9 protein-coding genes are annotated in these 18482 nt (G+C 56.0%); 2 read left to right on the top strand and 7 right to left on the bottom strand.

Annotated features, from left to right (window positions below; genetic code table 11):
• Positions 1–2 precede the first annotated feature (2 nt).
• Positions 3–863 (top strand): universal stress protein, encoded by an 861-nt coding sequence (locus CFI10_RS06955; RefSeq protein WP_206840850.1) that lies wholly within the window; start codon positions 3–5, stop codon positions 861–863.
• 61 nt (positions 864–924) lie between these two features.
• Here CFI10_RS06955 and CFI10_RS06950 read toward each other — a convergent pair whose 3' ends face one another.
• Entirely contained in the window at positions 925–4152 is a 3228-nt protein-coding gene (locus CFI10_RS06950) for a translocation/assembly module TamB domain-containing protein (protein WP_206840848.1), read from the bottom strand.
• Positions 4149–5891 (bottom strand): autotransporter assembly complex protein TamA, encoded by a 1743-nt coding sequence (locus CFI10_RS06945; RefSeq protein ID WP_242530148.1) that lies wholly within the window; start codon positions 5889–5891, stop codon positions 4149–4151. The genes CFI10_RS06950 and CFI10_RS06945 overlap by 4 nt, the downstream gene beginning before the upstream one ends.
• 255 nt (positions 5892–6146) lie before the next feature.
• Between CFI10_RS06945 and CFI10_RS06940 the strand changes: the two genes are divergently transcribed.
• A complete protein-coding gene (locus CFI10_RS06940) occupies positions 6147–8282 on the top strand; it encodes a BCCT family transporter (RefSeq protein ID WP_206840845.1) in 2136 nt (711 codons plus the stop codon).
• Positions 8283–8337: 55 nt separating this feature from the next.
• Here CFI10_RS06940 and CFI10_RS06935 read toward each other — a convergent pair whose 3' ends face one another.
• The 5 genes from CFI10_RS06935 to CFI10_RS19355 all read right to left on the bottom strand — a co-directional run bounded on the left by CFI10_RS06935 (position 8338) and on the right by CFI10_RS19355 (position 18323).
• Positions 8338–10701 (bottom strand): transporter substrate-binding domain-containing diguanylate cyclase, encoded by a 2364-nt coding sequence (locus CFI10_RS06935; protein ID WP_206840843.1) that lies wholly within the window; start codon positions 10699–10701, stop codon positions 8338–8340.
• A 63-nt stretch (positions 10702–10764) separates the two neighbouring features.
• Positions 10765–12207 carry an IS66 family transposase gene (gene tnpC, locus CFI10_RS06930; RefSeq protein ID WP_206834310.1) on the bottom strand — a complete coding sequence of 481 codons (1443 nt, stop codon included), beginning with the start codon at positions 12205–12207 and terminating at the stop codon, positions 10765–10767.
• A 333-nt stretch (positions 12208–12540) separates the two neighbouring features.
• Positions 12541–14283, bottom strand: a complete 1743-nt coding sequence (locus tag CFI10_RS06925; RefSeq protein WP_242530147.1) for a GGDEF/EAL domain-containing response regulator — start codon at positions 14281–14283, stop codon at positions 12541–12543.
• Complete coding sequence (locus tag CFI10_RS06920) at positions 14280–16922, bottom strand: GAF domain-containing protein (protein WP_206840841.1); 2643 nt, start codon at positions 16920–16922, stop codon at positions 14280–14282. Before CFI10_RS06920 ends, CFI10_RS06925 begins: the two co-directional genes overlap by 4 nt.
• An 84-nt stretch (positions 16923–17006) precedes the next feature.
• Complete coding sequence (locus CFI10_RS19355) at positions 17007–18323, bottom strand: methyl-accepting chemotaxis protein (protein WP_206840839.1); 1317 nt, start codon at positions 18321–18323, stop codon at positions 17007–17009.
• Positions 18324–18482: the final 159 nt, after the last annotated feature.

Here is an 18482-nt window from a genome sequence, read left to right as displayed (position 1 = left end):
CCATGAGCAAGATTATTGCGTGTATCGATGGCTCACGGGCCGCCATCAACGTGTGTACAGCCTCCGCCTGGGCCCAGCAGCAACTGAACGCACCGCTGGAGCTGCTGCATGTGCTGGAAAAAACCGACTACCCGTCCGAAGGCAACATGAGCGGCAACATTGGCCTTGGGACTCGTGAGCATCTGCTGGAAGAGCTGGCCGAGCTGGATGGCAAACGCAGCCGCCTGATGCTGGAGCAGGGCCGTTTCATGCTGGCCGAAGCCCGCAAGCAGGTGGAAGAAGCCGGTGTATCCAATGAACAGATCAGCGAGCTGCAACGCCACGATTTTCTGGTCGATACCCTGCTGGAGTTCGAGCCGGATACCCGCCTGCTGGTGATGGGACGTCAGGGTGAAGCCCATGACAGCGCCAGTGATGCCGTCGGCAGCCATCTGGAAAATGTCACCCGTACACTGCAAAAACCGATTCTGGTGGCACTGGAGAACTTCAAGGCCCCCGAACGCTTTATGCTCGCCTATGACGGCAGTGTTACAGCCAACAAGGCGTTGAAAATGGTTGCCCAAAGCCCACTGTTCAAGGGCATCCCCTGTCATCTGGTGATGGCAGGCAAGCGCCTTGAGCGCCAGCGTGAACAGCTGGCCAATGCCAAAACCATGCTGGAGGGAGCCGGGTTCGAGGTTACAATCGCAGAGCTTGAGCAGGAAGAGGTGCGCACCGCCCTGATGGGGTATGTGGAAGAGCAGCAGATCGGCATGCTGGTGATGGGGGCCTGGGGCCACTCCCGTATCCGCCAGTTTCTGCTGGGCAGCATGACCCACTGGATGCTGCATAACAGCAAGGTTCCGCTGCTGCTGTTGCGCTGATCAGTGCGCCGGGGCCCTGTTGTTATGTATCAGGGCCCCGTTTTCAACAGATTCAAAGTATTCAACGTTCCAGGGTATAGAGCAGATCTGCACCACTGCCCAGTTCATTGCTTTGCGCTTCAACACGCCATTTTTCACTCAACTTGTATTTCAGGCTAAGTGTGTTGACGGCCTCCATCACGCCTACGCCATAACGCAAATAGAGTCGGGGTGACAGGTATTTGCCAATGAAAAAGGCCGATTCACCGCTCGCATCGCTGTCAAAGCCGAACTCGTCCAGAGCAAAGGCCTCACGCAGGTTACCGGTAATTTTGTTGCCCTGGTTCATGCCCAGTGCCAATGCCGCCTGCAGCATCACCTGCTGCTCACCTGCGGAACTTTCGCCAGGAGCCTTGCCCAGCAACAGGTAGGACAGCACGCTGCTGTCCGGCATGGCCGGCTCACCATAGAGGTCCATGCGCGGTTCACGCAAGGTGCCACTGACATTGGCACCTACCATCACGTCGTCTACCTGGCGGCCGATACGCAGATCCAGTCCCGGGTTATCGACCGGGCCGGCAGCATATACCAGACTGCCACGTCTGATCTGCAAATCCTGACCATAAAGCTGGTACTGACCGCTTTCCACCTGGATGCTGCCAGTTGCCCGCGTGGTCCGGCCCGGCGATTCCTCGATCTGCAGTGCTCCCAGCAGACGCCCCTTGAAGCCCAGCGCATCGACCCGCACATCGTCACCGAGTTCGATGCGAATGTCAGCATACACAGGAATGGCGGGGTCTTTTTCGACGACTTCTCCATCCTTGACAATAACCACATCAGATGAGGGCTGCACGGCACTTTCACGGGACTTGGGCGTGGATATCAGCGTCTGGGGCACACGCAGGGACCCTCCCAGACGGACCGCTTCAGGTGACAGGTTCAGGGTCAAGTCGGGGCTGATCTGGGCATGAATCTCCTGTGTGTTCATGGCGGTAAATTGCTCGCCATTCAGCGTCAGCTCACCGGTACGCTGTTCCAGATCATATTCCCCGTCCAGTTGCAGCTTTCCGCCACCGGAGCGCGCTGACCCCGTAAAGCGGATCAGACCGGGGTATTCGGCCTGTGCCAACTGCAGCTCAATCGGCGCGATCAGCAGCCCCATCGCCGGCAGCTCTACACTGCCCTCTCGATAGCTGATCTCTCCTGCCAGCTCCGGCTTTGCCAGTGTACCCGCCAGGCTCAGCTCGCCACGGACAAAACCCTTCAGGTTTTGCAGATCCGGTATCAGCACCTGCACATCACTCAGATCATCTGCACTGAGACGCAGCTGTCCACGTAATCGCTGTTGCTGGCTCAGGCCCGTGACATCCAGTTCAAGCGCCAACTCACCGGCTACCATTTCCAGCAGCGTATCTGCCGTCAACTGCAACCGATCTTCAGCCAAGGCAATACGCGCAGTCAGTGGCGCCAAAGCAACTGATTGGTCCGCCTGCGCCGGAGTCAGTTCACCCGCTGTCGTCGTCAGTGTTGCATCAAGTATTGGCAGGCCACCGGGTTGCTGGGTGAAGTCTGCCTGCAGCGAGAGCGTTGGGGTCAGCTGCATGCCATTAAGCAGTGGCTCCAACATGCTCAGTGCCAGCTCGTCCAGCTCGGCCCTTGCCTGCGTACGGCCGGCAAAATCACCGTCTGCCTGCAGGCACAGACTCCCTCCGGCACTTTGCTCATCGAGGCAGAAACGTTCCAGGCGGTAGTCTTGCATTGAGATCATGAGACCCGCAGGTGCCACCGAGCGCCATTGACTGAACGGCTCGGGCAGCAGCTCCAGTCGATTGAGCTGCCCCTGCCAGCGCTGCTGATCCGGGCTCCAGCCACCGGCGGCGCTCAGCTCCAGCTGACCCGGCGAGCCGTTGGCAGATAGGCTCAGGCGGTGTTTTTCCGGTTTGCCATTGAGGCTCAATCTGACCTGTTCAATGGTCTGGCCAGCTGCAGCGGCATTATCCAGCTGCAGGTCTGCCGTCCAGTCGCTGCCACCGGACAGGTCCAGCGACACGTCTCCACTCAAGCGCTCCAGGCTGGCCTGATCGGCATAGCCCAGCCCACTGGCACGAATGCGGGCCGTCACGGCAGGCTGCAGCAATGCGCCCTTCAACTGCCCACTGAGTGACAGTTGCCCACGCGCGTCAGGCAGCAGCCGAGCCAGATTGGGTGCCTGCAGCTCCCAGCTTAAATCCAGACGATCGTTGATCGCACCCTTTGCCTGTGCCCGCGCACCCGCGTAGCGAAGATCCAGCGCATCAATCTGCCACTGCCGGGTATCACTCGCCACGCTGGCGCTCAAACTGATCGGCTGCTGTCGCAATTGACCCTGCAATGACTGCAACTGAAGCGACAGCTGAGGCAGCTGCTTCCCCAGCTCAACGTGGCCGTTGGCCGACAGCTCCAACTGACCCGGCCAGTCAGCAGCTGCCAGTGCCGGGTTGATGCCTTCAGCGCTCAGTTGATAATCAAGCTGGATCGTTTCGCTGGCGTCCACCTGTGACTGCAACCGCAACACTGTTTCACCCTGCTGTGCCTGAAGCTGCAACTCCAGCTGACGCTGGGCGCCATCCAGATCCAGTACCAGATCAGCACTCAGAGGCAGTGACTCCGGCCAGTGTTCAAGCTGTACCCAGTGGGTCAGATCGGTTGAGCCCTGCAACTCAAGGTAGCTCAGGAACTGCCGCGCCGGTTCGGTCCAGCCGCTCAACTGCAACTGGCTGCCGGGCTGTTCCAGTTTCAGTGAGTCAATCACAAGCAGCTGATCATCACTGTGCAGTGCGAGGCTCACTCCCAGCTCGTCCAGCAACCGCTGTTCTCCCTGGATAATGCGTATATGCCCCACACTAACCTGATCCAACTCAAGCTGCAGCGGCAACTCCACTGCAGGCAGTTCCGGCAGCTGGAAAGTGCCTGTTTCCTGCACCGGAGCCTCTTCCTCAGCCGATGCCGGCAAGGCAACGTTCACAGACGCTGCACTGAGCCCATACACTTTCAGGCGTGGCTCGCGCAGCGACCAGGGGTGCCAGTGCAGAGACAGCTGCTCTACTTCGATGCCCAGCTCATCCTGGGCAAAACGCAGGTATCCAATCTGCAGCTCGGATGTCAAGGTGCCATCAATATCCCTGAGTTCAAGCTGGGGCAGCAGATTGGCACTCAGGTTGAGCGCAAAACGGGTACCGGAGGGCAGAAACAAAATGGCCGCCAGCATCAGCAGGATGCCCAGCAGAACAATCAGCAGTGTACCCAGACTCCAGCGTAACAGCGGTCTCACAAATCAGGCCCCAGTGTAAAGTGTATGCGCCAGCCGCTCTCATCCAGAGGCATGGCCAGATCAAGACGCACCGGCCCTACCGGCGACTGCCAGCGGGCACCGAAACCTGCGCCGGTTTTGAGCTCTGTATCGGCGTCGTCAAAGGCGTTACCAGTATCGATAAAAGCCGCCACGCGCCAGTTTTCACGAATCATATAGTCGACTTCAACGCTGCCGGTCACCAGATAGCGCCCGCCAATCACATCACCATCACCGCCGACTGGTCCCAGCGACTGGTAGTCGTACCCCCTTACACTGTTGTCACCGCCAGCGTAGTAACGCATTGTGGCCGGCAGGTCATCGACCGAGTCGATCAATGTAATACCCAGTTCGGCACGGGACAGCAAACGCCAGCGATCAGACAGGCTATCGACACGCTTTCCACGCAGATCCAGCTGCAAAAGGTCAGTATCGGAGAGCAGGTTTTGTGAGGCCACACCGACGCCAAAACTGATTTGATGTCCCTTACGGGTGTTAAGACGGTTGTCCGCGATGGTTCGGCTGAAACGGGCTCTTGGAATAAGCAGTGTGGAGTCCTGTTCATCCCCCTCAAACACCCAGCTTTCCTGCTCCCAATCCAGCGAGAGATGTCGTTCCCAGTCACCAATCTGCTTCTGCCAACTGCCACCGATGCCGTAGCTGCGGGCATCGATGGTATCCGACTTCTCATCCTGCAGTTTCAGATTCAGCGCAAAACGATCGGTGGTCGGCTGAAAGCCGGGAATCTCATAATTGGTCGTGAACTGTTGGCGAATTTCAGATAACCGCAGCCGACTGTTCAGCGTGTGCCCTCGGCTGTTAACCCAACGCCGCGTAAGACCCACTTGCATGCGCGCCCCTGTATCGGTTCCGTAACCAAAACCGGCCTGGTAGAGGCTGCGCTTGCGCGGTGTCAGTTTCACATCGACCGGCAGTTCTGCATTGTCCAGCTCCGCCAGCTGAGGTCTCACCTCCACATCGGCAAAATAATCACTGTTGATCAGGTTACGCTGCAACTCGATCAGATGTGCGGTATTAACCGGGTCACCCGACTCGAAGGGAAGGTAACGTCGCAGCAGCGTTTCCGATACCGGTGCCTTGTCAAAACGAATCTCACCGATCCGGGCCCGGATTCCGGTGTCATACACCAGTTCGATGTCGGCCAGATTTTGTTCGGGGTCAACCCGGATCTCACTGACCCTGAGCATCGCTTCGTAGTAACCCCGCTCGGCTGCCCGCGACTGCAGGCTGCTTTTAAGAGCGGTATAGTCTGCATGCCGCAATGGCTCATCGGTTCGGATATTTGTATCCGTGAGCACCTGCTGCAGTACACTGTCCTGGGCGCCCTCTCCTTGAAGCACCAGCTGTGCAGAACGAATGCGGGTGATTGGACCGGCATCAATCCGATAGCGAGCCGCCCACTGTTCTGCCGGTCCATCCAGATTGATCTCCAGCTGCAGCACCGGATTGTAGTAACCGAACGGTTGCAGCGCCCGGCGTATCTCTTCTGGCGCCTGACGGTGGAGGTAGCGAAGCCGGCTGACAGTGGGCGGTGGTGTCTGTAACAGCGCATCGTCAACGCTTAGCATCGCACGCACGTTGTCAGCCAACTCACCCTCAACCCCGTCGAGCTCAAACTGGGCAGCGTGTAGCTGGCCACATGTGCCACACAGCAACAGAGCGGGCAACAACAGCAATCGGGGACGATAAAACAGAGGCACTCACACAGCTCCTTTGATCGAGTCTGGCATCATTCTAACCTGCCCACGCACTGAAAATCTTCCCTCGGCTGACACGCCGGCACAGAGGAGCACACCTCATACACGTGACCGGTGGCATAAAACGGTAACCTCCTGTTTTTGCGATATATCAATTTATTGTCATACTGACCTGAGACTGAACCGGTTCACTTTTGCCGGCGTATCGGTCAACCCATTGCACATTGCTTAAAAGACGTCGCTGAAAAGGAGTCATCCATGACGACCGCAAAACGTGAATGGAACTCGACCATTCTGGTCCCGGTATTTCTGCCGGCCGTTATCGTCATCGCCCTAATGGTGATCGGTACCGCCAGTAATCCTGAACTGGCGGGCGAGGTGTTTGCCGACACCCTGGCCTATGTTACCTCCAGCTTTGGCTGGTTCTACATGCTCGCCGTAGCATTGTTTCTGATCTTCATCGTCAGCGTAGCGTTCAGCAGCTGGGGCAGCACCAAACTGGGGCCTGACCATGCCGAACCCGAGTATGACTTCAAATCATGGTTCGCCATGCTGTTTTCGGCCGGTTATGGCATCGCATTGCTGTTTTTCGGCGTGGCCGAACCAGTGCTGCATTACGCTTCACCACCGGCCGGGGCTCCGGAAACCGTTAACGCGGCCAAGCAGGCAATGCAGATTGCCTACTTCCACTGGGGCTTCCACATCTGGGCGATCTATGGTCTGGTAGGGCTATCATTAGCCTACTTTGCCTTCCGCCACGGCCTGCCGCTGGCGATGCGTTCAACCCTGTACCCGCTGATCGGTGATCGCATCCACGGCTGGATGGGGCACACGGTTGATACCTTTGCCATCCTTGGCACCCTGTTTGGTATTGCCACCACCCTGGGCCTCTCGGTGGCGCAGATCAACGCCGGCGTGAACTACCTGTTCCCATCCGTACCGGTCAACACCACCTTCCAGATCATCGCCATTGCCGCCATCACCGGTCTTGCGATCATCTCAGTGGTGGCCGGCATGGACAAGGGCGTCAAGCGCCTGTCGATGATCAACATCGCGCTGGCGATCGCCCTGATGCTGTTCGTGTTTATCGTTGGCCCGACCATTTTCATTCTGGAAACATTCGTTGAAAACACCGGCAGCTACCTGAGCAACATTGTAGAGCGTACCTTCAGCCTGCAGGCCTACACCGCCAGTGACTGGATCGGTAACTGGACCCTGTTCATCTTTGGCTGGACCATCGCCTGGGCACCCTTTGTCGGCCTGTTTATCGCCAAGATAAGCCGTGGCCGTACCATCCGCCAGTTTGTGGTGGGCGTGATGCTGGTGCCAACCATTTTCACCTTTCTCTGGTTCTCGGTGTTCGGTGATACCGCGCTGCACCTGATCATGGTGGAAGGCTATACCCAGCTGATTCAGGAGGTGCAGGATGATCACGCCATCGCGCTGTTCAAGCTGTTTGAGCGCCTGCCGCTGACATCGATCGTCTCTTTTGTCACCGTTATCCTGATCATCACTTTCTTTGTTACCTCGTCAGACTCCGGCTCGCTGGTTATTGACTCTCTGGCTTCCGGTGGCGCAATGCATACCCCCGCCTGGCAGCGGGTGTTCTGGGCCACGACCGAGGGTGTTGTGGCATCGGTACTGTTGCTGGCCGGTGGTCTGGGGGCACTGCAGACCGCGTCAATCGTCAGTGCGCTGCCCTTTGCGATCATCATGCTGATCGCCATGGTGGGTATGTGGCGTGCACTGGTGATCGAGCAGCACCATGAGGCCAGTCTGCAGAGTCACATGCAAAGCCATCGCCAAAGTGGCAGCGGCAAGCAGGGCCCCGGCTTCTGGAAAAAACGCCTGGCATCGCTGGTGGACTTCCCGAGCAAGGAGGATGTGGAAAAATTCATCCGCACCAAGGCGTATACCAGCATGGAGCGTGTGAAGGTTGAACTGGAGGAGAAAGGCTGGCCCGCCGAGGTGACTTTCGATGAGCACAACTGGCGTGCCCATATCGATGTAATCAAGCCGGGGGAGCTGGAATTTATCTACGAGATCCGCCTGCGCGGCTACGCCATGCCGACCTTCGCCTACCCGGAGATGGACCGCGACCTGGACGGTGATGAGCATTACTACCGTGCCGAAGTATTCCTGCGCCGCGGCGGCCAGGCCTATGACGTGTATGGCTACGATCAACAGGACATCATCAGCGACATTCTCGACCAGTTCGAGAAATACCTGCACTTCCTGCATGTATCACCGGGCATCCTGCCCTGGCAGATGGAAGAACACGATGATGACCTGAGCAAGCCCGAAGACGCCGAGGAAGAGCATCCTGAAATTGATGCCGGTCTTGAAGCGTTTGAGGAGGAGTTGGAGAAAGATAAGAAGCCAAACGACAACTGAGGCCTTCCCCTTCCCCCGCCATAGGCGGGGGAAGGGGTTCAGCTAAAGCAATCGGTTAGTTCGCCACTACGCGGTTGCGGCCCCCGTTTTTGGCTGCATACAGACGCTGATCGGTGGCCGATATAAACTGATCCAGACTCATACCCTGCTTCAAACTCATAATACCGGCACTGACATATTGAACAAACCCCTGCTCGAAGGCATGTGCGGCAAGTGCGGTCCGAATTTTCTCGGCTACCCTGAGCGCATCCTCGGTTGTCGTTTCCGGGCAGACGAGCAGAAACTCCTCACCGCCCCAGCGCCCGAAAATATCGGTAGAGCGCGTGCAGGCACAGACCAGATCACAGAACACGCGTAGCACCTGATCACCCGCCTGATGGCCATAGCGGTCATTTACCTGCTTGAAATAGTCCAGATCAAAGAGTACCAGTGACAGGGGGCGTTGATAGCGCTGAGCGTGGGCATGCTGCTCTGCCAACACCTGATCAAGATGGTGACGGTTGAATATACCGGTCAGTTTGTCTGTTACCGATATTTCATGCAGTTGCTCATTCTTCAGCTTCAGTTCTGCTTGAGTCATCTGCAGCTGATCGTTAACGGCACGAATGCGTGTGTTAAGCGCCGACAGACGCATGCTGTGCAACGCCAGCAGCAACATGGCTGTGAGAATCGCACCGCCTATCGGAATCAATGTACCCCAGGGAATATGCTGGCTCACCGGCACGGGCAGGGAGACCCAGCGATCGTATATTTCGTTGTGCTGTTGCTGACTGATACTGAGCAGCGCATGATCCAGCAGCTCTCTTAGCGGTGCAAGGTCACTCCGAACGGCCATACTCAGATCGAACGAATAAGGAGTTTGACCGGAAACCTGCAGATTGCTCAGCCCCAGACTTTTGATTAGATGACTCATAACGGCCAAATTATCCACGAACGCAAACCCCTGACCTGCAGCTAGTGCTCGCAGACCCTCCTCAGCGGTGCTGACATACTGCAAAGACACCTGCGGATGGTTGCTGCGAAGCCATTCATCCGATGCATAATCACGCACCACCAACACTTCCTGCCCGTTCAGAGCGGAAATATCGGCCATATACTCCTGATCATCACGGGTCACGACCACCATTGGTGAACGAATATGGGGATAGGTAAACTGCAGATACTGACGTCGCTCCGGGGTTGAGGAAATACTGGGCAACAGGTCAACCCTGCCTTCGCGCGCCGCTTCCAGCGCCTGAGACCAGGTCAGGTCAGTTACCAACTCAAATTCGACCCCGAGACGCTCACCGATCAGTTTCAAATAGTCGGATGCAACCCCCTGTAGCTGTTGTTGATTATTAAGATACTCAAACGGTGGCCAGCTAGGGTCGATGGCAAAGCGGATGGGGCTGATACTGTTCAGATAGGCCTGTTGTTCAGCACTCAGCGCCAGCTCACGCTGACGGCTCGACTCAAACACCAGACTCGATAATGCACGATCACTCGTCACATCCAGCAGATCATGCGCCAGCAGAGTCTTGAGAATATGCTCAAGGCGCCCCTTGTTGATTGAGCCGAGTTCGACGGTATAGGGTGCTATCAACTGCTCAAGCCCTAGTGCCTCGTTTAACAGCGCTGCCCGACTTTTGTCCTGAGTATTGTATTTATCCAGAATCAGGTCAATCAACTCTTCCTTGTTCTCCAGCGCATACTCCCAACCACGCAGCACTGCGCGGCGCATCGCCTCTACTCGCTCAGGGTGGTGTGTGGCTTCCGCTTCGCTGGTAAAAAGAATATCGCCGTATAAATCAAAACCGAAGTGTTTGGGATCGATCAGATCCACTTCATGACCCTGCTCACGAAAACGGAATGGCTCATTGGTGCTGTAAGCCGTTATGGCATCGACCTGCCCGCCGAGCAGTCGCTCAACGCGTTCCGAGAAAGGGACGCGCTCAAGCCCGTCACGCAACACTCCCTGGGCCGAGAGCATGGCTAAAATACCGATCCCTTCGGAGTCATTGTCGTAAAAGGCAAGGCGTTTACCAATCAAATCACGCGGGCTTTCAATACCGGAGGATCGCATCACCATGAGGACGTTGGGTGAGTGCTGCAGAATAGGCGCGATCAGGACCACACCCTCGCCCTGGGCGTGGTAGAGCAACAAAATGGAATCCGCTACGCCGTAGTCCGCCTCGCCACCGAGTACCTGAGCCACGTTGTTTTGGCTCAGATCACGTTCCCGCAGCTCGACCTTCAGCCCTTCGTCGGCAAAAAAGCCCTTCTCCAGCGCAGCGTAATACCCGGCAAACTGGAACTGATGCAGCCACTTAAGCTGCAGGATGACGGTTTCCTGCTCGGTCTGGCGTGCCTGCAATGGCTGACATAGCAGTAGAACCGACAGCATGCAGAAGATCATTGGCAAAATACGCGTTCGCAGCATTATGCAAGCCCCGGCTCTAATACAATGACCCTGTCGCTAACGTAACTATTCAGTTGGCTTGATTTAAAAAGTTTTCGGATTATCGCTTGGCGCTGCCATGAAGGTCGGCAAACGTCCTTCGAACAACAGTGTCAACGCCTCGGAACCACTCAGGTTTTGCTTGCGCGCCGTCGACAGATAGCTGCGCACACGACAGAAGATCTGTGCCCCATCCATCGAGCGGAAGCAGCCAGAGATCTTCTGCTGCACCTTGAGCATACGGATATCACGCTCGCCTTGGTTGTTCGTAAAGGGGACCGCCGGATCGTCCAGAAAGCGCAAAACATCTGCCTCATAGTCGCGCAACCGCTCCAGCAGGTTGCGCGCCCGAGAGCGTTTGAGCCGACCACGCTTGCCCTGCCGTTGGTTTTCATCCGGTGGCGGACACTCGTCTTCCGCTTTTTTGAGGCATTGCCGGTAGGCCTTTCGCCACCCTTCTGCCTTTTCAGGCGGCAGGCTGCCGCCCGCACTCTTAACGGCATCCTCCATGGTGCACAACAGGGTTTGCATGCGCTGCGCCCAGGTCTGTTTGTCCTGCTCCCAGGCGCGCTGAAGCTCGCGCAGATGGTGGGCATTACAGAGCGCATGCCGGCACTGATAGCGGTAGTACGGTTTCCAGTGGTCATGACAAAGCACGCCGTGGAAGCGCGGCAGGATACCGATGGCCTCCATCGCCTCGTGACCCCGGTGAGCATGGGGCGCCAGCCAGGTCAGGTCATCATTCGAGGCGCAATGCAGCCAGCGGCGTTGGCCACCGATGTTGATGCTGGTTTCATCGGCGTGAATCAGCACCGACTCGGCCAGACGGTCCTTAACCCAGTGCTCGAAGCCCTCAGCTTTGTCGAAAGCGTCTTGGTTGAAGTTGAACAGCGACCCTGCGCTGAGCGGGATACCAACCTGATCCTCAAAGTATTCGCGGACACGTTCGTAGGGCAGCAGCTGGTACTGCGACAGATACACCGCATGCGCTTTCAAGCGGGGACCATACTGCACCGGACGATCAACACCGGCCGGGAATGGCGCTGTGACGCGTTGCCCCTGTTCGTTCTCCAGGATCTCGGCCTGGTACTCGGTCACGAAGCGGCTGATATCCAGATCGAAGACCTGACGCTTTTCATAGCCGACCACGCGGAATGCGCTGCCCTTAGGCAGGGTGCGCCGGTCGACCTTCACGGTCTTGATCGCATCCGGCTCCTCGACCCGTTGCAGCGTCTTGCCAATACGGCCAGGCTGTCCGCCCGGTTTACGCTCACCTTTACTGCGGCTCTTCTTGGGCCGGTTCGGATCCTGGGAGGGCGGCGTACTGCTGTTGGTACTGTTCGTGTTGAGCCGGCCGGTCATCATCTGGATCAGCACCATCATCATCTCAATGGCTGCGCGCAGAGATGGCGAGAGTGTCTTGTCGTCCTGGAGCTGTTGTCTGACGTTCGCCAAGATGGCGTCGACATCCATATTGCTGATCTTCATGAGCCTGAGTATCGTCGATTGATGGCCTATTATCGCACGACTTTTTCAGGTCAAATTTTTCGCTTTGTGTGCGGATCTGAGCAACTTTTACATTGCTCCCACGCTCCGAGACATAGAGCTCCGCCAGACGCCACAGAGTGGCGGTACGGCACCTTGAGGCAGGCTTTAAAGCGAAATACCGACTGTCACTGGACTGGGAGATATTTTGACAAAAAACCTGTCAAGAACTTTTTGCAGGAACTTGAGCTGAATAGTTACTCGCTAACTATAAACATCGGTTTAAATGTATCAGCTTCGCTACGATAAATGAACGCAAAATGAACAGCTAATCTTTCAGCTCTGATCGGTTGAAAGCATTTTCATCAAAGCCGACTCCTTCAATGGCGGTGCAAAATAGAACCCCTGTACCTGATTGCAGCCCATCTTCCGCAGCAGTTCCAATTGAGCCTCATTCTCGACGCCCTCGGCAACTGTCAAGAAACCGAAATGAGCGGCCATGGCGACCACGGTTTCCGTCAGCTTTTGGTCCTGCACACTGGTTTCCAGCTCACGGATAAACGCCCGATCGATTTTGAGTACCGACACTGGCAGTTTTTTCAGATATGCCAGTGAAGAATAACCGGTACCAAAGTCATCAATGGCCACGTTGAAACCTGCGCTGTTCAGGGCCTGCAGCTGCCTCAGCGCAAGCTCCATATCCTGCATCAGACCGGACTCGGTTACTTCTATTTCCAGACAGCCCGATGGCAAACCGGCAGCCGATGCGAGCTGCATCAGCCAGTCGGCAAAATCAGGTTGGGCGAGCTGCAGCGGAGCAACATTGATCGCAATTGAAAAACGATTATCGACCTGTTCCCGAGTACGCCAACGCATAAGCGCAGCCACGGCTTCTTCCGCGACCCATGCACCAATAGGGATGATTTCACCACTGGCTTCGGCCAGGGGGATGAATTCTGCCGGTGACACCCGTCCATAATCAGGATTTTCCCAGCGCAGAAGCGCTTCCACACCGCATATCCGGTTGGTTTGAAGATCAATTTTGGGCTGAAATGCCAACTGCAGCTCTTGTTTTTCTATGGCTGAGCGCAGTGCGTTGCGCATTCCTGTGCGCCGCTGCAACTGTTGCTCCAGCTGATCATCATAGCCGCGCCACTGTCCTGATGCCGGCGGGAGTGCCAGTGCGGCCATGCGAAACAGCTGATCCACACTGCGTCCGGGCAAGGAGGCGCTGACACCTATCCTTACACCCGGATGCAGAGACATCTGTTCGACCTCGAACGGCTGCTCAAAACAACGCAAAACCGACTGTGCAACAGGGTCAACGGCTGCATCAGAGCTGACACAGCGTGCAAGCAACGCCCATTCGGTACTGTTCCAGACGCCCAAGGTTGCGCCGTTCAGCTCAGGCAAGGCTTGAAGCCGTTGTGCCAGTTTGGCCGCCAATTGATCCGCAACCGAGAACCCGTGGATGCGGGCAATCTCGTCCACACCCTCAATCGCCAGAAACATGACGATGGTTTCACTTTGCGCATCAATCTGCTGCTGCAGCACTTCACGCAGGGCACGTCGGTTGGGCAGGCCGGTCAATGGTTCCTGCCGGGCTTTGCGCGCCAGCTCCTGAGTCCGCTCCTGAACGAGGTGTTCAAGCTGACTGGCCCGCTCCAGCCGTTCGGTCATCAGTTTCTGTAACTGCAGGGTATTATTGATCCGCTGTAACACTTCCAGATGGTCAAAGGGCTTGGTCAGAAAGTCGCGGGCACCCAGTTCAAGTGCGCGATAGCGGGTTTCATCGTCAATCTGGGCTGTCAGAATAATCACGGCCGGAGCCTGTTCACCCATCGTATTGAGCTGCTGCATCACATCAAAACCGCTCAAATACGGCATGCGCACATCCAGCAGAACAAGATCGGGGCAACGATTTCCGACCCGCGCTTCAACTTTTCTGGGGTCACAGAGGCCTTCTACCCGGCTGTAACCTTCATCTTCCAGCAGCGCCAGCAGCAACTCCACATTGGCGGTATTATCATCCACTACCAGAATATCAGCATCGATATGCAGCGGGGTTGCAAGACTCAATGTGACTCTCCTTGTGACAGAATATGCCGCACCTGATCGACCAGAGCCTGAATATCAAAGGGTTTTGTCAAATAGTCGACGAAACCAGCTTCGCGCGCACGGCGCCGATTGGATGAGGAGGCTGCAGCCGATATGGCAAGCACTGGAATGTTTCGGGTCATGGGGTTTCGAGCCAGAATCTGCTGGGCAGCAAAACCATTCATGCCAGGCAGGTCAATATCCATCAGGATCAAGTCCGGTGATTCTGAAAAGGCCAACTCCAGCCCCTGCTCGGCATCCATAACACAGGTCAACTGCACGTCTGGCAAATCATGAAACAGATCCTGCATCAAACGTTGATTGGCAGGATTATCTTCTATGTACAGCACATGTTGATAGCGAACAGGTTCCGTTATTTCCCTCGATACCATGGATGGCTCATCTTCGGTCGATGCCACCTCATGGCCGGCACACAGCGGCAACTCAAACCAGAAATCACTGCCTTCTCCTTCTCGGCTGACAACGCCCATCTGACCATTCATCAAACCTACCACTTTACGGGTCAAGGCCAGGCCTACCCCGGTCCCCTCGATACTGCCAGATTCAGCCCCCAGGCGATTGAAGGGCTGAAACAACTCATCCAGACGCGATTCCGGTATACCATGGCCCGTGTCGGATATCGTGATGCGGTACACCCCGTCATCGGGCACACAGTAAAGGCTGATGGAACCACCATCACGGTTGTATTTAACAGCATTACTGAGCAGGTTGATCAGCACCTGTTTCACGCGGGTATAGTCACCCAAAATACAAACGTCACACTGCCCCACATCCGGTAGATTAAGACTGAGGTTACGCTCGTCTGCCAGAGGTCTGATAATCTCGATTGCATCCTGAAGTACATCCTGCGCCCGGACGGATTCAAGAGAGACCTGCATGTTGCCAGACTCTATACGGGCCAGATCCAACACTTCATTGATCAGTTCCAAAAGATGTCGACCACTGCGAATAATCTGCTGCGCCTGACGCCTCTGGCGCTCTGGCAAAGGGGTACGGCTGTTTTCAAGCAACTGCGCAAACCCAAGGATTGAGTTCAAAGGTGTGCGCAACTCATGACTCATGGAGGAAAGGAAGTCCGTCTTGGCCTGACTGGCTGTTTCGGCCTGTTCTTTGGCAAGCCTCAACTCTTCGGTAAAACGCTCCTGCTCACGCAATTGGCGGTGCAAATTGATCAACAAGGCACAGGTCGAGGTAAAGGGTTTCAGCCATTCGACCAAGGCTTCATCGTAATCGTGTTGGGCGTTGGCAATGGCATACATGCCAATCAACTGCCCACGATCAATGATCGGCACACCCAGGTAGCGAGTCAACACCGGATGCCCCTGTGGCAAGTGCCCGTTACGCTCATCATGCAGCATATCGTTGCTCAACACGGTTTCACCGCCAGCAAATACCCGGCCCAGCATGGTATGCGGATTACCCAGCATCATGTCGCCACTGACCAAAAGCTCCATCAAACGCCGCGACTCATCATTCCAGGACAAATCAGTTATGGCATGGATTTTAAGTGCCGGCTTGTCATCCTGAGTAACGACCTCACCGATGAGTGCATATTCACTCTGTGTGAGCTCCTTCAAAGCCTCTTTCAAAAAGCGCCACAGCGTATTTCCGGATACCAACGCCCGGTAGTCGGTCAAGCCCTGATGTAAGACTTCAAGCAAAGCACGCTCTTTCTGCTCACGCTTGCGCGCAGCATGGACATCACGCAGATCGGACAGGATGCCGATAAAGTGACGCCGTTCATGATCATCAGTTTTTGTACCGAGCTGTACTTCGCTGACCGCCAGGTGAACCGGGATGAGTTCTCCTGTTTTATGCTGCGCCTCAACTTCACGCCCCTTGCCAATGACTTTGGCATCGCCACTCGTCTGATAGGCGTGTAAAAAGCCATCATGCGCCAAAGCTACCGATTGCGGCATCAGCATTTTGACATTTCTGCCCAGCAGTTCTCTTTCAGAGTAGCCAAGCATATCGCAGACGAAGTGGTTGACCTCCAACATGGTCCCACGGCCATTAATGCGCACTACGCCGGCTGCTGCACCCCGGATAATGGCTTGATAACGGGCCGAAACCGCACGGTTACTATCCGCCTCTTCAGCCAGCGAGTATGTATATCGATGCAGGCTGATCAACGGCTCGACTTGGTTGGCCAGCAGTTTCAGGCGTTCGAGGCATTCTGTATCAAAGTTTCTCGGTCGAGTATCAATCAGGCACAGCGTTCCCAGAATAAAACCCGAAGGAGAGCGGATCGGCATGCCGGCATAAAACCGGATATGAGGCTCACCCGTTACAAGTGGGTTGTCGGCAAACCTGGAGTCCAGACTTGCATCCTGCACGACCAGAGGGGATTGGTTATAGACTACATGGCTGCAAAACGACACATCTCGAGTGGTCTCCGTAACACAGAAACCATAGGATGATTTGAACCACTGCCGATCCCTGTCCACTAGAGACACCAGCGCAATGGGAACATCAAACAGCTCAGCAGCAAGTTGGGTCAGACTGTCGAATGACGCATCACGCGCTGTATCCAACAGATTTAAATCATACAGCTCCGCAAGGCGCTGGTTCTCGTTATCCGGTATCAGGGGGGCCGTCATACTGCCTCCACTCCATTGTCAAAATCGGCAGAAATCACTGGACTGGATTATACGGTAGCCTGCACTTACTGTCTTTGAACACCATCAGCCGCTTAAAGTATCTGAAAACTGCCCGATCGCCTCCACCACGCGCCGGGCATCGGCACGAATCCCCTGTATCATCTGTCCAGCCTGCTCGGCCTTGATTACACCGGCCTCAACCTGATCACGACTGCCACTCATATGGGCTACCGCTTTTTGCGACAGCGTGCCATTCTGCGCCACGACACGCTTGATCTCTTCAGTCGCATCGTGAGTACGGGATGCCAGCTTGCGCACCTCATCTGCCACGACGGCAAAGCCGCGCCCCGCTTCGCCTGCACGCGCGGCTTCTATTGCGGCGTTCAGGGCCAGCAGGTTGGTCTGCTCGGCTATTCCCTGAATCACATGGACAATGCTGCCGATCTCGTCTGACTGGTGACTCAGCGCTCCTATTTCTTCTGCAGCCGTATTGAGTCCGCTGGCGATTCCCTGCACCATGCTGACGGTCGCGCTGACGATATCCGCGCCTTGTGCAGCATTGCTGTCGGTTTCGGCTGCAATTTCGAGCGCCATCCGCGCTGCCCGCTGCTCCGCCTTTTGCTGCTCCACCTGATCGGTCACATCAGAAGCGATCTTGACCACACCGTAGAGCTTTCCGGTCGCATCGAACAACGGGTTATAGCTGGCGCGTAGCCATACCTCCCGCCCCGCCTTGTCGTAGCGCCGGAAACGATCCGATATAAATTCACCACGGTTCAGCTTGCGCCAGAAATCAAGGTAGGCCTCGCTGGCAGCATAATCGGCGTCACAGAACAGGCGATGATGCTGTCCGATCAGCTCCTTTTCGCTGTAGCCCATAGTGTTGACGAAGTTGCGATTCACCTTGATGATGTTGCCATCAAGATTGAATTCGATAATCGCCATCGAGCGGTCGATGGCGCCCAGAATACTTGTCTGTTCCTGCTCCCGTTTGACATCATCGGTCACGTCTACCGCTGTTTTGACAACGCGCACCACCTGACCCGCTTCATTGCGCACGGGGATATAGCTCGCCTCCAGCCATACCTCCTCACCGGACGCCTTGAAGCGCTGAAAGCGATCGCTGCAGCCTTCACCCCGAGCCAGGCTCTGCCAAAAGCCCCGGTAGGCCGTGCTGCCGCTATATTGCTCGCTGCAGAAAATACGGTGATGCTGTCCGATCAGTTGTTCGCGGTCATAGCGCATCACCTTGCAGAAAGGAGCACTGACATCAAGAATTTCACCCTGAGGCGAAAATTCGATCAGCGCCATGTGTCGGTTCAGTGCACTCAGGGTTTCCTGCTGATGGGCGATTTGAACCTTGGCCTTGAGCAGGGCTGATTTATGGCGATTGAACAACATGTCTTAACCTCGGGGGATGGGATCGTGCCGAACAACCGGAAGGGGTTGAACGCGTGGTTGCAAACTCTCACCGGGTTATACAACAGGGAAATAAAGGTAGATCATCGCTACATTAAATTAATGTTTACTTCAGAGCGTTTTTTTTGCTGTAACGGCTGA

Source organism: Marinobacterium iners (assembly GCF_017310015.1).
Classification (GTDB): domain Bacteria; phylum Pseudomonadota; class Gammaproteobacteria; order Pseudomonadales; family Balneatricaceae; genus Marinobacterium; species Marinobacterium iners.
Note: the sequence above shows the minus strand (reverse complement) of the source record. Positions and strands in the feature narration are given on the sequence as shown.

Bases quoted from the DNA above. Each gene is read 5' to 3' on its own strand.
- CFI10_RS06940 (WP_206840845.1), top strand. From the start codon at position 6,147: ATGACGACCGCAAAACGTGAATGGAACTCGACCATTCTGGTCCCGGTA.
- CFI10_RS19355 (WP_206840839.1), bottom strand. From the start codon at position 18,323: ATGTTGTTCAATCGCCATAAATCAGCCCTGCTCAAGGCCAAGGTTCAA.
- CFI10_RS06920 (WP_206840841.1), bottom strand. From the start codon at position 16,922: ATGACGGCCCCCCTGATACCGGATAACGAGAACCAGCGCCTTGCGGAG.
- CFI10_RS06935 (WP_206840843.1), bottom strand. From the start codon at position 10,701: ATGCTGCGAACGCGTATTTTGCCAATGATCTTCTGCATGCTGTCGGTT.
- CFI10_RS06955 (WP_206840850.1), top strand. From the start codon at position 3: ATGAGCAAGATTATTGCGTGTATCGATGGCTCACGGGCCGCCATCAAC.
- tnpC (WP_206834310.1), bottom strand. From the start codon at position 12,207: ATGAAGATCAGCAATATGGATGTCGACGCCATCTTGGCGAACGTCAGA.